We start from the raw sequence: 18,019 nt of genomic DNA, 5'->3' as shown, positions 1-18,019 counted from the left end.
TCCGATCGTCGATGCGAGGCTGCTATGGAGTGCCGGTGACAAATATGTGACGCGGCAGGCGTGGAGGCGTCCACGCGCGCCAACCTTACAAAAATAGAATGTTCGGCCGCTGTTGCGCGCCTCTCCATTCGTGGCCACCAGGGGCCCGCGAGGCTTCTGCCACGTGCAAAACCCAGCTTCCAGGATTACGTTCGATGCGCAAATGGCACCGCCGGATTGCCCCCGTGTTCGCCGTGCTCTTGTTGCTGATGGCCGTAACGGGACTGGCTATCCAAACCACCGAACTGCTCGATCGCGTTTCATCGACCACGGCGGCTGCCGCCGCGTCTCGCGTTCCCGCGCCCCCTTCGGTGCGATCGCCGCGCACGCCCGGTGACAAACGGCGTCATGGATGGGACCGCTGGAGCCACTGGCTGAAGAGGGTTCATTCGGGCGAAGCGTTCGGCCCGGCCGGGGTGGTGGTCAACATCCTGTGCGGCGCGGCACTGCTGTTCTTCGCTGCCTCGGGTCTGTCGATGTATCTCTCGATGGCGCTCAGGCGCTGGCGGCGACGGCGGCGGGAGTGAGCCGCCGCGGGCCTGTCGCCGCATCCCGACCCGCTGCCGCAAGCGGCAGATAAACGTCTACGATCAAACCCGGATGATTATCGTCCAAGGCGACGGACCCGCCGTGCAATTCAGCGATTGCGTCGACCAACGCAAGGCCGAGCCCATTGCCGGGGCGGGCACGGCTCCGGTCGAGCCTCACGAACCGGCGTCGCACCTTGTCACGATCGATCGCAGCGATTCCCGGGCCCGAATCGGCGACGCGCAAAAACGCCCTCCCGATTGCCTCGGCTCGCGAGACGCTGACCGTCACCGCGGTGCCGTCGCCGGCGTGGCGCGCAGCGTTCTCAAGCAGGTTGACCAGCAATTGATGGAGCAAGTCGGGGCAAGCGAGGACCATCGCCCGGTCGATTTGCCCGCGTTTCAGTCTCATGCCGGCATCCTCGATCACCGGCTCCATCGATTCGACGACATCCTCGACCAGCGCGTCGAGCGCGATCAGTTTCAGCCCTGCCCGCCGTTGACCGGCCTCGACCTCGGCAAGACGAAGCAGTGCCGCGAATATGCTCAGCACGCCATCGCATTCGGCCAACGCCCGGTCCACCAGTTCCCTCGTTTCGGCCGCCGGTCGATCGGCGCACGCCGCCGCTTCCAGTGTTGCGCGGAGACGCGTGATCGGCGTGCGCAGGTCGTGCGCGATATCGGTCGAAATCTGGCGCGTCTGCAGCATCAGCGCCTCGATCCGGTCGAGCATGCCGTTGAAACTGCGGGCCTGGTCGGCGAACATGCCGTCGAGCGAATCGACCGGTACACGCGATTTCAGATTGCCCGCAACGATGGCGTCCGCGGTTCGGCGCGTCGTCGACAGGCGCGCGGCGATCACCCGGCTTAACCCAAGACTGGCAGCGATGCCGCCCACCGTGGCCACCACGGCCATCGCAAGAAACATCGGCCAGATGATCTTGCCCATGTTCTCGATCAGCTCGCTTTCCGCGACGATGTCGAGGCGACTGCCGTCGGAGAGGCGAACGGTCAGGGCGCGGCCATGGCGTAGATGATGGCCATGGACTTCCTTGAAGAGGACAGGGCCGGGCACGGCGCGGCTGCCGATCAGTTCGACGACGGTCCCGGCAATTTGCCGTCCGCCGGGATCGATCAGGCGGTGTCCGATCTGGCTGATCGTGCGCCCGTCTTCGCGGCCCTCGATCCGGCTGCGCACCATCGCCAGCGTCGGACGGTCCCCGTCGGGCGTGGGTTTGAGCAGCTTGCGCTCGCGCTTGAAGAGCGAATGGTTGACCGCCTGATTGAGGCGGCCTTCGGTGACGACGAAGGCCAGGCTGCCGAGCGCCATCAAAGCCAACGCCAAGGCGAGGCCGAACAGGATGACGATGCCGCGCAGGCCGCTTGTGCCCGGCGCGATCCTGCGGAAAATGGCGGCGTTCGCCACGATCATGCGCGATCGCGATGAAGCACGTAGCCGGACCCGCGCACCGTTTCGATCGGATCCGCTTCGCCGTCCTGCGTCAATTTCGCGCGCAGACGACTCATATTGCTCTCGATGATGGTGGTGCCGGGCTCGAACGTATAGCCCCAGACCCGCTCCAGCAGCATCCGTCGCGTCACCGTGCGATCGCAATGCTGCATCAGCTCGATGAGCAGCCCGAACTCCTTGCGGTTGAGGTGGAGTGGCCTACCGCGGCGAAACACCTTGTGCTGGGCGATGTTGATCCCGATGCTGCCGATCTCGATCCTGTCGACATGGTTCGTGCGGTTCGCCCGCCGTACGATGGCATTCAGCCGCGCGTTCAACTCCATCATGTCGAACGGCTTGACCAGATAGTCGTCGGCGCCGGCTTCGATCCCTTCGATCCGGTGATCGGTTTCGCCCATTGCGCTCAGCACGAGTACTGGCGGGTTGCCGACGCCGCGGCGGATGTGGCGCAAGACGTCGATCCCGTCCATGCCGGGCAGCATTCGATCCAGCACGACCGCATCGAAGCGATGATCGCGCAGCCGCGCGAGCGCCGTCTCGCCGGTAGCGGCAGTGGTCGCGTCGTGCCCGTAATCGCGCAGACCCGAAGCGATCAACTTGGCGATCGAGTCGTCGTCTTCGATGACCAGCAGGTTCATGAACCAGAGTGCGTAAAGCGCGGCGGTGACCGATTGATGACAGCGCGCCTCGACGCCGGCGGCTTGGGGTGGGCGTTCGGCCCCTGCGGCAACATTGGCAAATCGAAAGGATCGGCCAACGCGCACGCAATGCTCGATGGTCTATCGATTGCCAACGCTCATGCTGGAGCGAGGTAAGGAGTGACGAGAATGAAACTGTCTGCATTGATCGGACTGGCGGCGCTTGCCGGCGCCTGCGGCGCGACCGCCGCGATGGCCGCGGCGCACAAGCCGGCGGCGAAGCTGACCCTGGCGCAGGCCCGGGCCATTGCGCTGAAGGTCGCGCCGGGCACGGTGGCCGAGGGCGAATATGAGAAGGAAAACGGCGCGTGGCGCTATTCCTTCGATATCCGGCAGGGCAATCGCATCCACGAAATCGGGGTCGACCCCAATACCGGCAAGATCATCGAGAACAGCTACGAAGGCGCGCACGACGCGGACTGACGCGCGGCGTGGCGATCGATAGACCGCCGCCCGGTGTTCGCGCGCCGGGCGGCCATTGGCGCCCACGCAGATCACCCGCCCAAGATTATATTTTCACAACATTCGTGTTGATCCAGTCGGTTGTCATTTCAATGTCAAAAGGCCGGACGCATGGTGGCGCCATCCAATTGCGAGGAGCCAACCGACCGATGCGCCTTCCCCTGTCCCGCATGCTCGTCCTGTCCGCCGGCGTCGCCGGCTTCGCCGCCGCGGCCGCCGCGGCGACGCCGACTTATTCCGTCACCAAGCAGATTGCCGGCCCCGACGGCGGCTGGGACTATACGTCGGTCGATCCCGCCGATCACATGGTTTACGTCGCCCATGACGCCAGCGTGCTGGCGATCGATCTGGCAGGGGGTGATCGCGTCACCACGTTCGGCACCATCGCGCATGCGCACGCCGTGGTGCCGATCGCGGGGCAGCATCTGCTGCTGGTCACCAGCGGTCACGACGCGACGGTGCGGCTGTTCGACACCAATACCCGGCAGCAGGTGGCAAGCCTGTCGGTCGGCAACGATCCCGATGGCGCGGTTTACGATGCGTCGACCGGCATGGCCGCGGTGATGAACGCCAAGTCCGGTTCGGCCTCGATCATTGATGTCACCGCGCGGAAGGTGGTGCGCACCATTCCGCTGATGTCCGGGCTCGAATTCCCGCAGTTCGGCGCCGGCGACCGGCTGTTCGTAAACAACGAGGATCACAACGTGATCGAGACCGCGAACGTCGCCACCGGCAAGGCCGGGCCGACGATCGCGCTGACGGGCTGCACGGCGCCCTCGGGGCTCGGCTACGACGCGAAGACGGGCCAATTGATCAGCGCCTGCGACAACGGCAAGGCGGCGGTGGTTGACGCGCGGACGATGAAGCTGACGCACCTCATCGATATCGGCGATGGCCCCGATGCGGTGATCATGGATGCGCCGCACCGTCGCGCCTACATCCCATGTGGGGGTAGCGGCACGCTGACGATCGTCTCGCTCGACGGACCGCACGGCGCGCACGTCGTCGGCAAGGTGCGGACGGCACGCGGGGCGCGGACCGGCGCGATCGATCCGGCGACGCGCGACATCTATCTGCCGACCGCGACACCGACGACCCCGCCGCCGGGTGAGCATCATGCCTATCGGCCCGGCACGTTTCGGGTCCTCAAACTGAGCCGACGCTGAGAGAAAATGGTGCCGGGGCGGCTCGCGTCGCCCCGGCGCACTCTCGGGCCATGGCCGGTGGCGATCAGTGCCCCAGCCGGATACGGACGCCGGCGAGATAGTCCGGCTTGTAGAATTCGCGCTGGATCGGATACCTGCTGTCCGGCGTCTGGGTGAACTCCAGCTTGGTGTTGGTCAGGTTCTTCGCCTCGACGAAGAACGACATGCGCGGGGTAATGTCGATCGCGGCACTGGCATCGAGGCGGAAGCGCGGCTGCGAATAGACGTCCGTGGCGACCGAGTCGCCGACTGCGAAGATGTTCTTCGACACGTAGGACCCGGCGATCTTCGCCTGGAAGCCATGCTTGTCGTAGAAGAGCGACGCATTTGCCGCGAAGGGCGAGGTCTGCGGCAGGGTGTGGTAATAGAGCGCGCCGGTATCCGGATCCTGATGCAGCGCCCCGTGAGAGCCGACCAGGGTGACGTTGCCGTCGACCCCGAAGCCGCTGAGCCAGCCCGGCAGGAAAAGGAATTGCTGGCGGATCGCCGCCTCGAGACCCTCGGCATGCGCGCTGCCGATATTCTGGAAACTGTCGATCTCGATCTTGCCGGCCGGATTCGCGAGGCGCGGATCGGGATAGCTGTCGACGTGCTGCACCGTGGGGATGATGTAGTTGCTGAACGCCTTGTAGAAGACGGCGAACGAGATCATCCCGCCACGGCCCGTGTAATATTCGACCGAGGCATCGAAATTCTTGCCCGTCGTCGGCTTCAAGTCGGGATTGCCCTGGCTGACGACGTCGTTGGCGACGTCGATCGACCGCGCCGCGGTGATCTGGTCGAAGCCGGGCCGCCCGATCGCGGTCGAGAAGCCGGCATGGACAACGAGATTGTCATTCGGGCTGTAGCGGAAATCGATGTCGGGGAAGATGTTGGTGTAGCGCCGCTTCGACGGCGTCAGCGTGAAGGTGCTGCTGCCGTCGGCGAGGTCCGCTTCGGTGTTGGCGCGATAGGTCGCGTCGGTCGCCTCGACGCGCACGCCGCCGACCACCGAGATCGGCCCGAAGCCGCCGCGATATTGCGCATAGCCGGCATAGACATTCTCGTTATCGTCCTCATACGCGCTCAGGTCCTCGCTGAGCGGCCCCTGGGGAATGCCCTCGACCTTGCTGTAATCGGGATATGGGCCGATATTGTAGGCACCGTTGTAATAGACCTCGTTGCCGAAGCCGCTGAACGCCGCGTAGCTCCGGCCGGGATCGTTGAAATCGGCGGCATAGGCGTGCGCCAGCCGCTTGCGCGCCCGCACGCTACCGCCGACCTTGATCGCCGCATCGCTGCCGAAGCCGACCGGGATGGCGAGGTTGATCACCCCCGATTTCTCGCTGTCGCTATTGTAGCTCGGGCCGTTGTCGCCCTTGAAATCGGTGTAGATCGACGGATCGGTGATGTCGGTGCCGTCGGTCGTGTGGAAGGTCGGCACCCGCGGATTGGCGGTGTTGTTATAGACGAGGGTGACGTCGTTCGGATCGGTGAAGTTGGTCGAATAGCCGTATGGGAAGACGTCGCGGCCCTTGGTGTAGGCGCCGCGGAAATCGAGCTTGATGCCGCGGCCGAACTGGGTTCGACCGCCCGCCTCGATCAGGTCGTTGCGGACGATTTCCTTGGTCGAGATCACCTTCTCGCGCAGCGACGCGCTGTCGACGGTCACGTCCCCGCTGTTGTTGTCGACGGCGACCACGTGGTCGGCCAGGCCGTTGATCACGAATTCGTGCTTGTTGGCATATTCGGTATAGCCGGCGTGGATGCCGCGCACGTAGAACTGGGTGGTGTCGCTGGGCTGGAAGGTCAAGCCGCCCGAAAAGCCGTGGCGGATGCGGTGATAGGTGTAGCGGCGCGGCTGCAGGTCGTCGTAGATCTTGCTGGCGACATAGGCGTCGGTGCCCGCCGGCGCGGCGGTCGGATCGTTGATATAATCGGCCTCGACATCGTCGATGCTGCGATGATCCTCGTTATAGGCGTAAGAGCCGATCAGGCTGAACATGCCATCGCCGAACGTGGCCCCGGCCGTCATGTCGCCCTGATAGCGGGCGGTGCCGCGCAATGGCTCGTAGCCGACGCCGCCCTCCGCATCGAGCACGGTGGTGTTACCTTCGGGGATGGCGCGCGGCAGGATGTTGACGACGCCGCCCAGCCCTTCGGCATCCATGTCGGGGGTCAACGTCTTGATCACCTCGATGCCCCCCAGCATGCCCGAGGGGAAGGCATCGAACGCGACGGCGCGGCCGCCGCCCTGCGGCGTCGCCGGGTTCGACGCGGTCAGCCGCACGCCGTCATAGGTCGCGGCGTTGAGATCGGCGTCGAGGCCGCGGATGTTGACGAAGCGGCCCTCGCCGGTGTCCGATTCCATCTGGATGCCGGGAATCCGCTGCAGCGCCTCGGCGGCGTTGACGTCGGGCAGCGAGCGAATTTCCTGCGATGATCGCGCGTCGAGCACGACCGCGGCATTCTTCTTGAGCGCTGTCGCCTGTTCACGGGTTCCGGTGACGACGATGTCGTTGCCGCTGCTCGACTGGGGCGGCGTGGCGGCTTGCGCTGCGCTCGTCATGGCAAGCGCGGTCGTCAGGAACAGGAGAGTTCGGGTCGGCACGGCTCTTTCCCCCTTTTTTGGCTCGCCCGGATGGACGGCATGCGGCGCGGGGGCTGCGCACCGATCATGACGCTCTGGTTGCCAGTTCGTGACGTCTGAATTGCAGTCGGTCGGGGCGCCGATGCGGGGCAGTGCAACCCGCTAGGAAATCGCGAATAATCCTGCGGGTTCAGCTAGATTATATGTTCCCAATGTCGCCGGCCCGGTCATCCTGGCCTGAACGCCGCCGTAGCTTGTTCATCAACATTGGGAAGTTTTATACGCCTCGATCCGCCGCATTGGGTAAGGCGGCTGGGCTTGTCACTTCCTGTTTCGCGAGCGCGATGGCCGATGCGCATCCTGATTGCCGAAGATGATGCCGAAACCGCCGGGTTCGTCGAGCGCGGCCTGACCGAGCTCGGCCATGTCGTCTCGCGGGTCGGGGCGGGTGAGGATGCGCTGCACGTCGGCACCACCGAGACCTTCGATCTGGTCGTGCTCGACCGCATGCTGCCCGGCCTCGACGGTGTCGAGATTCTCAAGCGGTGGCGCGCGGCGGGGGTGACGACGCCGGTGCTGATGCTGACGGCGCTGGGCGGCATCGCCGATCGCGTGTCGGGTCTTGACGCCGGCGCCGACGATTATCTGGTCAAGCCCTTCGCCTTCGCCGAGCTCGCCGCGCGGCTCGCCGCGCTCGGCCGACGGCCGCCGATCAGCGACGTGGTGACGCGGATCGAGGTCGGCGACGTGACGCTCGACGTGCTCAAGCGCGAGGTGCGGCGCGGTGGCCACGAGGTGCATCTGCAGCCGCGTGAATTCGCGCTCCTCGAAGTGCTGATGCGGCATGCCGGCAAGGTCGTCACCCGCACGATGTTCCTCGAACAGGTCTGGGGCTTTCATTTCGACCCGCAGACCAACATCGTCGAAAGCCACCTGAGCCGGCTGCGGTCGAAGCTCAACCGCGGCTTCGATCATGATCCGATCGAGACATTGCGCGGGATCGGCTATCGAATGCGGCCGCATGACTAAGCTGTTCGCGAGCGCCGCCTATCGCATAGCCTTTACCTATTCGGCCGGGTTCGCGCTGGCGATCGTGCTGCTCGGCGCGATCGTCTACGTCGCCGCCGACGCCGATTTCCGGCGCCAGCAGGATGCCGCGATCGCCGAGGAAAGCGCGGCGCTGGTCGCCGATTTCCGCGACGAGGGACTTGGCGACCTCACCGAAACGATCGCCGCGCGCGAGGTGAGCAGCGCGACCAACGGCTTCGGCTATGCGCTGTTCGATCGGGCCGGGCGCCGCATCGCCGGTGCGCTCGATACGACCCGGCCGCTTACCGGATTCCGCAACATTATCTTCAACGACCCCGTGGAAGGTCCCGATCCGGCACGCGCCTTCGCGACCGACCTACCGGGCGGCTACCGCCTTGTCGTCGCCCGCGACCCCGAAGAACTCGAACGGATCGACAGCACCATCCTTGCGCTGTTCAGCGGCGCGCTGGTGCTGGTGGTGCTGGTCGGTGCGGCGGGTGCGTTGATGCTTGGCGGCTATCTGCGCAAGCGGCTCGGACGTATCAGCGGGACGGCACAGGCGATCGTCACCGGCGATCTCGACCGGCGCATGCCGATCAGCGCGCGAGAGGACGAATTCGATCAGCTCGCGCTCGCGCTGAACGCAATGCTCGATCGCATCGCCCAGTTGCTCGAAAACCTCCGGCAGGTATCGAGCGACGTTGCCCATGATCTCCGCACGCCGCTCGCACGAATGCGCAGCGGCCTCGAAGAGGCGCTCGACGGGCCGCGCGATCTCGCCGCCTATCGAACCGGCCTCAAGCGCGCGATCGCCCGGAGCGACGAGCTGCTCAAGCTGTTCGCGGCGATCCTGCGCATCGCGGAGGTCGAAGGTGGCGCGCTGAAGCGCACGTTCGCGCGGGTCGACGTCACCGAGCTGGTGGCCGACCTTTGCGACAGCTACGCGCCGCCGGTCGCCGATGGCGGCCGCTCGATCGATTGCGAGGTGGAGCCGGGTCTGGCGCTCAACGGCGATCGGGAACTGCTCGCCCAGGCGCTGATCAACCTGCTCGACAACGCGCAAACCCATACGCCGCCCGGCACCCATATCGTTGTCATGGCGGAAGCGAACGCCGACTGGATCCGACTGTCGGTTGCCGATGACGGCCCCGGCGTCGCCACCGACGATCGCGAATTGATCACGCGGCGCTTCGCCCGGCTCGACAGCAGCCGGGGCACGCCGGGGCACGGCCTCGGCCTCAACCTCGTCGTTGCGGTCGCGCGCGCGCATGGCGGCGACGTGGCGATCGACTCCAACGAGCCCGGCTTGCGCGTCACCCTCGTCTTGCCGAGACTTGCCGAATGACCAGCAAGGGATTGTTCTGGGCAGCGGCGATGTTGCCGCTCGCCGCCTGCGCCAGCTATGCGCCGCATCCGCTGAGCGGGACGCCGGACGTGCTCGACGCACCGACTTCGGCGACGCTCGCCCGGGCGGCAGCGGGGATCGAGCGACCGTATCTGTCGCCGACCGTCATCGACCTCTCCGCGCCACTCGATCCCGACGCTATCGCCACCATCGCGGTGATCGCGAATCCCGATTTGAAGGCATTGCGCGCCAAGGCCGGGGTCGCCGACGCGCAGGTATTCGCCGCGCGGCTGTTGCCCGATCCGACCTTCAGCGCCGGCGTGCATCCGATCCTGTCCGGGCCCGATCCGCTGACCGAGCTGGTCGGGGCGCTGGGGCTCGACATCAACGCGCTGCGCACCCGCGGCGTGAAGCTGCAGCAGGCGCGCGCGCAAGCGGAACAGGTGCGGCTCGATCTCGCCTGGGCGGAATGGCAGACCGCCGGACAGGCGCGTATCCAGGCGGTGCGCGTCCTTGGTCTCCAGCGCAGCGTCGCGCTTGAACAGCAGACGCTGACCGCGCAACAGGCACTGCTTCGCCACACGCTCGATGCGCTCGGCCGTGGCGACATTGCCGCCGATCGCGCGCAGGCTGCACGCACCGCGGCCTACGATGCCGAAACCAAGCTCAGGACCGATCAGGCGAGCCTCGCCACCGCCCGCAGCGAGCTCGACAAGCTGCTCGGCCTGCCGCCGACGACCCAGCTCCAGCTTACCGAACCGGCGCTGCCTGCTCCACCGCCGGACCCGGGCGCGCTGTTCGCGCTCGCGCGGGACAAGCGCGCCGATCTTGCCGCGCTGCGCGCCGGCTATGCCGCGCAGGAAGCCGCGGTCCACAAGGCGATCCTCGATCAGTTCCCGTCGCTCAACCTGACGCTCGACGCGACCCGCGACACCACCGGCAACAAGATTCTCGGCCCGACGGTCGATTTCACCCTGCCGCTGTGGAACCGCAATCGCGGCGGCATCGCGATCGAGCGCGCCACCCGCGCCCAGCTCAAGGCCGAATATGACGCGCGGCTGTTCCAGACCCGCGCCGACATCGCCGCCGCGGTCGAGGGCATCGCGATCGCGCGCAAGCAGCGCGATGCCGCGGCGGCGAACCTGCCGTCGCTCGAACGCTATGCGACGGCGACGCGCCGCGCGGCGACCCGCGGCGACCTCGCCGACGCGGCCGCCGAGACCGCCGAGCAGAGCCTGCGCGATCAGCAGACGCTGCTCGCCCAATCCGACGAAGCGATCCGCGAACAGACGATCGCGCTCGAACTCCTCACCGGAACCCCGAGACAGACATGGCCGCAATGATCCGATCGACCTTCCTCGTCCCACTGCTGCTCGTCGCCGCCTGTTCGAGCGGTAGCGACCAATCAGATGACGCGTCGGATCCGGTGGCTTTGGTGTCGCTGGGGACGGTCGAGCAGGGCGCGGTGACGAGGACGGTGACGTTATATGGTGCGGCCGAGGCGGGGCCGTCCGGGGTGATGGCGCTGGCGGCGCCGGCGGAGGCGACGGTGAACCGGATCGTGGCGCCGGTGGGCACGCATGTGTCTGGCGGTCAGGCGGTGGTGGTGCTGATCCCGAGCCCGACCACGCGGGTCGATCTGGCGAAGGCGGCGTCGGACGCGGCGGCGGCCGACAAGGCGCTGGCGCGCGCGCAGCGGCTGCGCGGCGACGGGCTGGCCAGCGACGCCGATGTCGAGACCGCGCGCGCCGCCGCGCAAAGCGCCGACGCGCTTGCGCGGTCGATGCGTCGGCGCGCCGGGGCGTTGACCCTGCGGGCGCCGGCTGCCGGGGTGGTGCAGGCGGTCGCCAACCAGGTCGGCGATCTCGTGCCGGCCGGCACCAATGTCGCGACACTGGCCCGGCTGGGCGACCTGCGCGGCCATTTCGGCGCCGATCCGACCGTCGCGCGGTCGGTCCGTCCGGGCACGCCGATCCGCATCACCAGCGATGACGGCAGTGCGGCCGTTGAGGTCGGCGTCCAGTCGGTCGATCCGGTGGTCGATCCGCAGACCCGGTTGGCGTCGATCTACGCGCCGCTGCCTGCCAGCTCAGGCATCGCGGCGGGCGAGACGCTGAGCGGCATCGTGACGACGGGGGCGAGCACCCAGGCCCTGACCATCCCTTATGTCGCGCTGCTCGATGACGGCGGGCAGCCTTATGTGTTCGTCGTCGCCGGCGGGGTCGCGCATCGCCACGACGTCGCCACCGGCCCGATCACCGGCGACCGCATCGCCATCACCAAGGGCGTCGCGGCCGGCGACAAGGTGGTGACCCAGGGCGGCACCGCGCTCGAAGACGGCATGAAGGTGCGCACTAGATGAAGCGCTCGCTCGCCGATCATGCGCGCGCCCTGTGGCTCGCCGCGATCCTGCTGACGTTGGGCGGGCTGGTCGCGGCGCTGAAGATGCCGGTCAGCCTGTTCCCGCATATCGATTACCCGCGCGTCGTCGTGTCGATCGACGCCGGCGAGCGCGACGCGGCGCAGATGACTGCGCAGATCACCCGGCCGATCGAGCTGGCGCTGCGCGGCGTGCCCGGCGTCACCAAGATCCGCTCGACCACCAGCCGCGGCTCGGCGGAGATCGATCTCAACTTCAACTGGGGGCAGGACATGGTCGCCGCGACGCTGGCGACCCAGGGCGCGCTGGCGACGACGCTGCCCGATTTGCCCGCCGGCACGCGGTTCGACGTGCGGCGATCGGACCCGACGATCTTCCCGATCCTCGGCATCGCGCTCACCTCCAACTCGCTCGATCAGGAGGCGCTGCGCCAGATCGCCGACCTCAAGATCCGCCCCGCATTGATCGCGGTGAAGGGCGTCGCCGCGGTTGACGTGCTCGGCGGCGCGCCGCGCGAGTTCGCGGTCGATGTCGATCCCGCGCGCGCCCAGGCGCTTGGCGTCAGCGTCGACGATATCGCCGCCACCCTCGGCAAGGCCAATGTCGTGCGCGGGCTCGGCCGGATCGAGGACAAGCACCGGCTCTACCTGGTGCTGGCCCAGAACCGCATCGCCTCGATGGCCGATCTCGCCGCAACCCCGGTCAAGGCGGCGACCGGCAGCGGCGCCGGGGTGGTCACATTGGGCCAGGTCGCCACGATCAAGCCCTCGGTCGAGCCACACTTCACCGCGGTCACCTCGAACGGCCGGCGCGCGGTGCTGGTCAACATCCGTCAGTCGCTGAGCGGTGACACCGTGCGCATCGCGCACGACGTCAACGCCAAGCTCGCCAGCCTCGGCCTGCCGCCCAGCGTCACGGTGACGCCGTTCTACGACCAGTCCGAGCTGGTCACCGGCGCCGCCAACGCGGTGCGCGACGCGATCCTGCTCGGCGCCCTGCTCGCCGGGCTGGTGCTGTTCCTGTTCCTGCGTTCGGGCCGGTTGATGGTGATCACCGGGCTGATGCTGCCGGCGGTGCTTGCCGGCACCTGCCTGATCCTGCGCGCGCTCGGCATGAGCTTCAACATGATGACGCTGGGCGGCATGGCCGCCGCGGTTGGCCTCGTCGTCGACGACGCCGTAGTGATGCTCGAACACATCATGCGCCGGATGCAGGAAGGCACCGCCACCGGCGTGCGCGGCCTGCTCGGCGCCGCGCGCGAGATGGGCAAGCCGTTGTTCGGCTCGACCTCGGCGACGATCATCGTGTTCCTGCCGCTGGCGTTCATCAGCGGGGTCACCGGCGGCTTCTTCAAGGCGCTGGCGCTGACCATGGTCGCAGCGCTGGGCCTGTCGCTGCTCTATGCGCGGTTCATCATCCCGCTCGTCTCGGCGCACTGGCTGCGCGAGAAGGACGCCGAGGCGGCGGAGCGCGCCGGCGGGTTCATGGGGCGGATCGGCAACGGCTACCATCGCGCGTTCGAGCGCTCGATGGCGCGGCCCGGGCTGTTCGCGGCGTTGCTCGCCGCCGGGCTGGCGGTGCTCGGCTATGCCGCGTGGCATCACGTGCCGTCGGGGTTCATGCCGGCGATGGACGAAGGCGGGTTCATCCTCGACTACACCGCGCAGCCCGGCGCGGCGCTCAGCGACACCGACCGCATCCTCAAACAGATCGAGCAGGTGATCATGGCGACCCCCGAGGTCGCGAGCTATTCGCGGCGCACCGGGCTGCAGCTCGGCGGCGGCCTGACCGAAGCCGACGAGGGCGATTACTTCATCCGCCTGAAGGGCGGCAGTCGCCGGCCGATCGACGCGGTGATGGCCGATATCCGCCAGCGCATCCAGGCGAAGGTGCCCGGCATCGACATCGAGACCGCGCAGCTGATGGAGGACCTGATCGGCGACCTGACCGCGGTGCCCGAACCGATCGAGGTCAAGCTGTTCGGCGACGACGACGCCCAGCTCGAACAGGCCGCCAAACGGGTCGGCGACGCGATCGGCAAGGTGCAAGGCGTGGTCGAGGTGGTCGACGGCCTGCGGGTCGCCGGCGACGCCATCGCCATCAAGGTCGATCCCGCGCGCGCCGCGCAGCAGGGCCTCGATCCCGACAGCGTCGCCAGCCAGCTCGAGACGATGATCGGCGGCACGCCCGCCACCCAGGTGCGGATCGGCGAGCAGCTGGTCACCGTCCGCGTCCGGGCGCCTGCCGACCTGCGCAGCCGCGCCGAGCAGCTCGGCCAGCTGGTGCTGGTCGCGCCCGACGGCCACGGCGTGCGCGTGTCGCAGGTCGCGCAGGTGTCGATCGAGGCCGGCCAGAAGCAGCTCACCCGCGAGGATCTCGCGCCGTTCATCGATGTGACCGCGCGGCTCGAGGGCCGTGACCTCGGCTCCGGCATGAAGGCGGTGCGGGCGACGATCGCGGGCCTCCACCTGCCGTCGTCGATCCGCGTCGAATATGGCGGCCTCTACCAGCAGCAGCAGCAGAGCTTCGCCGACCTGTCGATGGTGTTCGCCGCCGCATTGCTGCTCTCGGCGCTGCTGCTGACGTCCCTCTACGAACGCCTGGCCTGGACCCTCTCGGCGATCGTCACCGTGCTGCTGTCGGCGGCCGCCGTGCTGCTCGGCCTGTGGATCACCGGCATCGAGCTCGACATCTCAGCGCTGATGGGGCTGACGATGGTGGTCGGCATGGTCACCGAGCTGGTGATCTTCTTCCTCGCCGAGATCGATAGATCGCACCCCCTCGACCTCGCCCAGCTACGCGAAGCCGGCGCCAAACGGCTTCGGCCCATCCTGATGTCGGCGCTGATCGCGATCCTCACGCTCGCCCCGCTCGCTCTCGGCATCAGCCGCGGCGCAGGCCTGCAACGCCCCCTCGCCACGGCGATCATCTTCGGGCTCACGGCAGCCGTACCGCTTGTACTCCTGTTCCTGCCGGCGATGATAATCACGCTCGGAAATTTGGTCGCCAATATCAGGGAGCGGTGACCCGGCCTTACACCTGCATCGTTTCGGTCAGCCTGCCGATGAGCAAAGCCGAGCCATTTGCCGAGCGGCGGCCGCAATCTCCTACTTGGGATGATTGTGGCGCACCTCAGAGCGCAGCTCATCCATCTGCTTGCGCAGATCGGCCATTTGCTGCTGCATCTCCTGGCAATGCTGCATCATGTCGCCGGACATCCCCCGCTGCTGCATCATCGCGCCATTGCTCATCTGGCCTTCTGTGGAGTGCATTGGCATAGGGTGCATCTGCACGGGCGCAGCAGAGGTATCCTGCCCGGCAAGCACCGGCGCGGGTGCGGCGCTAAACACGCCAACGGCCGCCACGGCGAACGCGTAGATCAGCTTTTGCATCGTACTTCTCCTCGCGCCTGAATCTAGGCGGCGAGCGAAGCGATCGTCTTTACGTAGCTTTCCCGGGTGCGTCAGAACCAGGCACGCAGTCCGACAACGAAGTTGGTGGTCGCCACATCGTCGCGGCGCGCTCTGGCATAATCCGCGCTCTCTGCCCCACGCCATCCATGCGAGATGCCGATATAAGGCGCAAATTCGCGCGCAAATTCGTACCGCAATCGCAGGCCGATCTCGGCCTTGTCGAGCCCGGCGCCCACACCGAGTTCGCGAATATCCTGCGCCGACAGGTTCAGTTCGGCGCGCGGTTGCAGGATCAGGCGCTGGGTAATGCGTTGGTCAACGTCACCTTCGACGCGAGCCGTCAGATCGCCCTTGTCAGAAAGGAAGATTGCAGCATTTGCTTCAAATTCATAGGGCAGGAGACCCTGGACGCCGACTACAGCATGGGTACGATCCGGGCCGACGAAATCGTGGCGTATGCCGGTTTGCACGTCGAACCAGGGGCCCACCGCATGGCTCCATAATACCTGCACCTCCGCCTGTTCGGCCTTGCCACCAAACGTGCCTTCACCCTCGCTCTTGATCCACAGCTTGTCGATGTCGCCGCCATACCAGACCTGCCCTTCCCAGGCATAGCCGTCACGGCCATCGTGCGCCTGATATTCGAGTCGGTCGATCATCACCTTGCCGAGTGTCTGGCCGCCCATTCCTTCACGCAATTCTTCGCGCGAGGCGCGCATCGCGTCGGCACCCCAGACGGCATCGGCCGCGCGCGCCGGATCTGTAGCCGTGTCTGGCGTTGTCGTCGGCTGAGCGGAGCCGTCGCCCATGTCCATGTGCTGCATCGACATCGGTTCGGGCTTCGCAGGACCCTTCGGCATCGCAACGCCGGAGCCGGCCTGCTGTGCAAGCGCGGGGCTGGCAGCGACGACCGCGGCGAGGACGATCAGCATCTTCATACCGCATTCCGCGGTGCCGCGACCGAGACGATTTGAAACATCCCGGCGTGCATATGATAGAGCAGATGGCAGTGAAAAGCCCAGTCGCCGTAAGCGTTGGCGGTCAGATCGAACTGAGCGCTGCCGCCCGGCTGCACGATCACAGTATGTTTGCGCGGCTGATGATCGGTGTCGGCACCGTTGACCAGTTCGAAGAAATGCCCGTGCAGATGGATAGGATGCGCCATCATCGTATCGTTGACGAGCTTGACACGAACGCGCTCATCATTGGCAAAGTGGATCGGGACATCGCTGACGGCGGAGAATTTCGTCCCGTCGAACGACCACATATAGCGATCCATGTTGCCCGTAAGATGAATTTCCATGAGACGCGACGGCGCGCGCGTGTCCAGGTTCGGCTCGAGCGCGGCGAGCTGCTTGTAATTCAGCACGCGGTGATCGACGTGATCAAGGCCGAGGCCGGGATCGCCCATCCGGTCGATCGGGTGCCTCGAAACCATATCGATACCGGGGCCGACCTTGACGGTATCGGGAAGCCTCGAAGTGTCGCGCATCGACATGCCGCCCATGTCCATCGCACTATCGGAGCCGCCGCTCATGCCCATGGCGGCGTGGCCCATCGCGCCCGGGTCCATGGCCCCATGACCCGTGGCGCCATGGTGTGTGCCGTCGTGGTTCGGCTTGGCCATCCCGGTATCACCATCCGTGGCCATCTTGCCCATGGCCATCTTGCCCATGCCCATGTCCGTCATGGTGAGCACCGGCGGATCGCGTAGCGGCGGCACCGGCGCACGCGCGCCGCGACGCGAAGCCAAGGTCGCCAAGGCCATCCCCGACCGGTCCATTGCCTCCGCGACGATCGAATAGGCGTCGGCGCTTCCCGGCTCGATTACCACGTCATAGGTTTCGGCGACGCCGATCTGGAACTCATCCGTTTCGATCGGCCGCACATTCTGCCCGTCGGCGGAGACCACCGTCATCGGCAAGCCCGGGATACGGACGTTGAAAAAGGTCATCGCCGAGCCGTTGATGATCCTCAGCCGCACCCGCTCGCCGGGATTGAAGGCGAATTCCATTCCCTCCTCAGGCCCATGCCCATTGACGAGATAGGTATAGGTCGATCCCGTCACATCGAGGATATCGGTCGCCATCATCCGCATCCTGGCCCAATGGCGGCGCTGCTCACTGGTGAGGGGATAATCGTCGGTCCAGCTCGTCTGCTGATAGTTGAAATAGCCCTCGCCTTTTTTGAGCTTCTCGAAGATCTCGTGTGGTGAAAGCGGCGAGAATTCGCTCAGCAGCAACACATAGTCGCGATCTGCCCGAACCGGATCGGCGCCCGCCGGATCAATAACGATCGGGCCGTAATGGCCTGCCTGTTCCTGCAAGCCAGTATGGCTGTGCCACCAATAGGTTCCCGATTGTCGCACCGGGAAGGTCGCCGTGAAACTGCCGCCGGCTGGAATACCGGGAAAGCTCACTCCCGGCACGCCGTCCATTTGGAACGGCACGAGCAACCCGTGCCAGTGGATCGAGGTTTCGGTGTCGAGCGTGTTCCTGATGTTGAGGCGCGCTGTCGTGCCTTCCTGCAGCCGCACGAGCGGCCCCGGCACGCTGCCGTTTACCGCGACGGCGTGGCCCGCACGGCCCTGCACCGTCCGCTGACCGCGTACAACAATAAGGTCGATCGATGTCCCGCTCACCTGGTCGAAGCCGGCGCGAACCGCGTTGCCGTTCAAATCCTTGCCGCGCGCCCATGCGGGGAATGCCAAGGCCGATCCGGCAAGTGCCATCCCGCCCAGTACGTCGCGTCTATCGAATCGCATGGCTCATCCGTTTCCGAAGGTTCTGGAGGTGAACCAGTTATATACCCCTATGGGGTATTTCAAAGCAATCCATACATACCTCGCTCGGCCTCGTCACTGCGATGCTGGTGACTGATG

The 18,019-nt window shown here is 66.5% G+C and carries 14 protein-coding genes; 8 read left to right on the top strand and 6 right to left on the bottom strand.

What is annotated here, in order from left to right:
* Positions 1-98: 98 nt before the first annotated feature.
* Positions 99-566, top strand: coding sequence for a PepSY domain-containing protein (locus K7G81_RS15295; RefSeq protein ID WP_223031686.1), 468 nt, complete (start codon positions 99-101; stop codon positions 564-566).
* Here K7G81_RS15295 and K7G81_RS15290 read toward each other — a convergent pair.
* Complete coding sequence (locus tag K7G81_RS15290) at positions 535-1,998, bottom strand: sensor histidine kinase (protein WP_223031685.1); 1,464 nt, start codon at positions 1,996-1,998, stop codon at positions 535-537. The genes K7G81_RS15295 and K7G81_RS15290 overlap by 32 nt on opposite strands.
* Positions 1,995-2,801 (bottom strand): response regulator transcription factor, encoded by an 807-nt coding sequence (locus tag K7G81_RS15285; RefSeq protein ID WP_369412128.1) that lies wholly within the window; start codon positions 2,799-2,801, stop codon positions 1,995-1,997. Before K7G81_RS15285 ends, K7G81_RS15290 begins: the two co-directional genes overlap by 4 nt.
* A 63-nt stretch (positions 2,802-2,864) precedes the next feature.
* Between K7G81_RS15285 and K7G81_RS15280 the strand changes: the two genes are divergently transcribed.
* Both K7G81_RS15280 and K7G81_RS15275 read left to right on the top strand, forming a co-directional pair.
* Entirely contained in the window at positions 2,865-3,158 is a 294-nt protein-coding gene (locus tag K7G81_RS15280) for a PepSY domain-containing protein (protein WP_223031684.1), read from the top strand.
* A 188-nt stretch (positions 3,159-3,346) separates the two neighbouring features.
* Positions 3,347-4,363 (top strand): YncE family protein, encoded by a 1,017-nt coding sequence (locus K7G81_RS15275; protein ID WP_223031683.1) that lies wholly within the window; start codon positions 3,347-3,349, stop codon positions 4,361-4,363.
* 64 nt (positions 4,364-4,427) lie between these two features.
* On the opposite strand, the gene K7G81_RS15270 is transcribed toward K7G81_RS15275, so the two are convergent.
* Entirely contained in the window at positions 4,428-6,992 is a 2,565-nt protein-coding gene (locus K7G81_RS15270; protein WP_223031682.1) for a TonB-dependent receptor, read from the bottom strand.
* 330 nt (positions 6,993-7,322) lie between these two features.
* Here K7G81_RS15270 and K7G81_RS15265 point away from each other — a divergent pair, with 330 nt between their 5' ends.
* Genes K7G81_RS15265 through K7G81_RS15245 form a run of 5 tightly spaced genes read left to right on the top strand, consistent with a single transcriptional unit; the run spans position 7,323 to position 14,751 of the window.
* Positions 7,323-8,000, top strand: coding sequence for a response regulator transcription factor (locus tag K7G81_RS15265; protein WP_223031681.1), 678 nt, complete (start codon positions 7,323-7,325; stop codon positions 7,998-8,000).
* Complete coding sequence (locus K7G81_RS15260) at positions 7,993-9,345, top strand: HAMP domain-containing sensor histidine kinase (RefSeq protein ID WP_223031680.1); 1,353 nt, start codon at positions 7,993-7,995, stop codon at positions 9,343-9,345. Before K7G81_RS15265 ends, K7G81_RS15260 begins: the two co-directional genes overlap by 8 nt.
* A complete protein-coding gene (locus tag K7G81_RS15255; RefSeq protein ID WP_255587121.1) occupies positions 9,342-10,688 on the top strand; it encodes a TolC family protein in 1,347 nt (448 codons plus the stop codon). The genes K7G81_RS15260 and K7G81_RS15255 overlap by 4 nt, the downstream gene beginning before the upstream one ends.
* Positions 10,676-11,707 carry an efflux RND transporter periplasmic adaptor subunit gene (locus K7G81_RS15250; RefSeq protein WP_255587119.1) on the top strand — a complete coding sequence of 344 codons (1,032 nt, stop codon included), beginning with the start codon at positions 10,676-10,678 and terminating at the stop codon, positions 11,705-11,707. The genes K7G81_RS15255 and K7G81_RS15250 overlap by 13 nt, the downstream gene beginning before the upstream one ends.
* Positions 11,704-14,751 carry an efflux RND transporter permease subunit gene (locus tag K7G81_RS15245; protein ID WP_223031679.1) on the top strand — a complete coding sequence of 1,016 codons (3,048 nt, stop codon included), beginning with the start codon at positions 11,704-11,706 and terminating at the stop codon, positions 14,749-14,751. Before K7G81_RS15250 ends, K7G81_RS15245 begins: the two co-directional genes overlap by 4 nt.
* A gap of 81 nt (positions 14,752-14,832) precedes the next feature.
* On the opposite strand, the gene K7G81_RS15240 is transcribed toward K7G81_RS15245, so the two are convergent.
* From K7G81_RS15240 to K7G81_RS15230, 3 genes are all read right to left on the bottom strand, one after another.
* Entirely contained in the window at positions 14,833-15,117 is a 285-nt protein-coding gene (locus tag K7G81_RS15240) for a hypothetical protein (protein ID WP_223031678.1), read from the bottom strand.
* Positions 15,118-15,188: 71 nt separating this feature from the next.
* Positions 15,189-16,076: a copper resistance protein B gene (locus tag K7G81_RS15235; protein WP_223031677.1), complete on the bottom strand. Its 888-nt coding sequence runs from the start codon at positions 16,074-16,076 to the stop codon at positions 15,189-15,191.
* Positions 16,073-17,902 (bottom strand): copper resistance system multicopper oxidase, encoded by a 1,830-nt coding sequence (locus tag K7G81_RS15230; protein WP_223031676.1) that lies wholly within the window; start codon positions 17,900-17,902, stop codon positions 16,073-16,075. The genes K7G81_RS15235 and K7G81_RS15230 overlap by 4 nt, the downstream gene beginning before the upstream one ends.
* Positions 17,903-18,019: the final 117 nt, after the last annotated feature.

The sequence above is a fragment of the Hephaestia mangrovi genome (genome assembly GCF_019880555.1).
Taxonomy (GTDB): domain Bacteria; phylum Pseudomonadota; class Alphaproteobacteria; order Sphingomonadales; family Sphingomonadaceae; genus Sphingomonas; species Sphingomonas mangrovi.
The sequence above is the reverse complement of the archived record's forward strand: the minus strand, read 5'-3'. Positions and strand labels throughout refer to the sequence as shown.

What these genes read in the sequence shown, in the direction of transcription:
- K7G81_RS15295 (WP_223031686.1), top strand. Translation starts at nt 99, where the DNA reads ATGTTCGGCCGCTGTTGCGCGCCTCTCCATTCGTGGCCACCAGGGGCC.
- K7G81_RS15290 (WP_223031685.1), bottom strand. Translation starts at nt 1,998, where the DNA reads ATGATCGTGGCGAACGCCGCCATTTTCCGCAGGATCGCGCCGGGCACA.
- K7G81_RS15280 (WP_223031684.1), top strand. Translation starts at nt 2,865, where the DNA reads ATGAAACTGTCTGCATTGATCGGACTGGCGGCGCTTGCCGGCGCCTGC.
- K7G81_RS15275 (WP_223031683.1), top strand. Translation starts at nt 3,347, where the DNA reads ATGCGCCTTCCCCTGTCCCGCATGCTCGTCCTGTCCGCCGGCGTCGCC.
- K7G81_RS15265 (WP_223031681.1), top strand. Translation starts at nt 7,323, where the DNA reads ATGCGCATCCTGATTGCCGAAGATGATGCCGAAACCGCCGGGTTCGTC.
- K7G81_RS15260 (WP_223031680.1), top strand. Translation starts at nt 7,993, where the DNA reads ATGACTAAGCTGTTCGCGAGCGCCGCCTATCGCATAGCCTTTACCTAT.
- K7G81_RS15255 (WP_255587121.1), top strand. Translation starts at nt 9,342, where the DNA reads ATGACCAGCAAGGGATTGTTCTGGGCAGCGGCGATGTTGCCGCTCGCC.
- K7G81_RS15250 (WP_255587119.1), top strand. Translation starts at nt 10,676, where the DNA reads ATGGCCGCAATGATCCGATCGACCTTCCTCGTCCCACTGCTGCTCGTC.
- K7G81_RS15245 (WP_223031679.1), top strand. Translation starts at nt 11,704, where the DNA reads ATGAAGCGCTCGCTCGCCGATCATGCGCGCGCCCTGTGGCTCGCCGCG.
- K7G81_RS15240 (WP_223031678.1), bottom strand. Translation starts at nt 15,117, where the DNA reads ATGCAAAAGCTGATCTACGCGTTCGCCGTGGCGGCCGTTGGCGTGTTT.
- K7G81_RS15235 (WP_223031677.1), bottom strand. Translation starts at nt 16,076, where the DNA reads ATGAAGATGCTGATCGTCCTCGCCGCGGTCGTCGCTGCCAGCCCCGCG.
- K7G81_RS15230 (WP_223031676.1), bottom strand. Translation starts at nt 17,902, where the DNA reads ATGCGATTCGATAGACGCGACGTACTGGGCGGGATGGCACTTGCCGGA.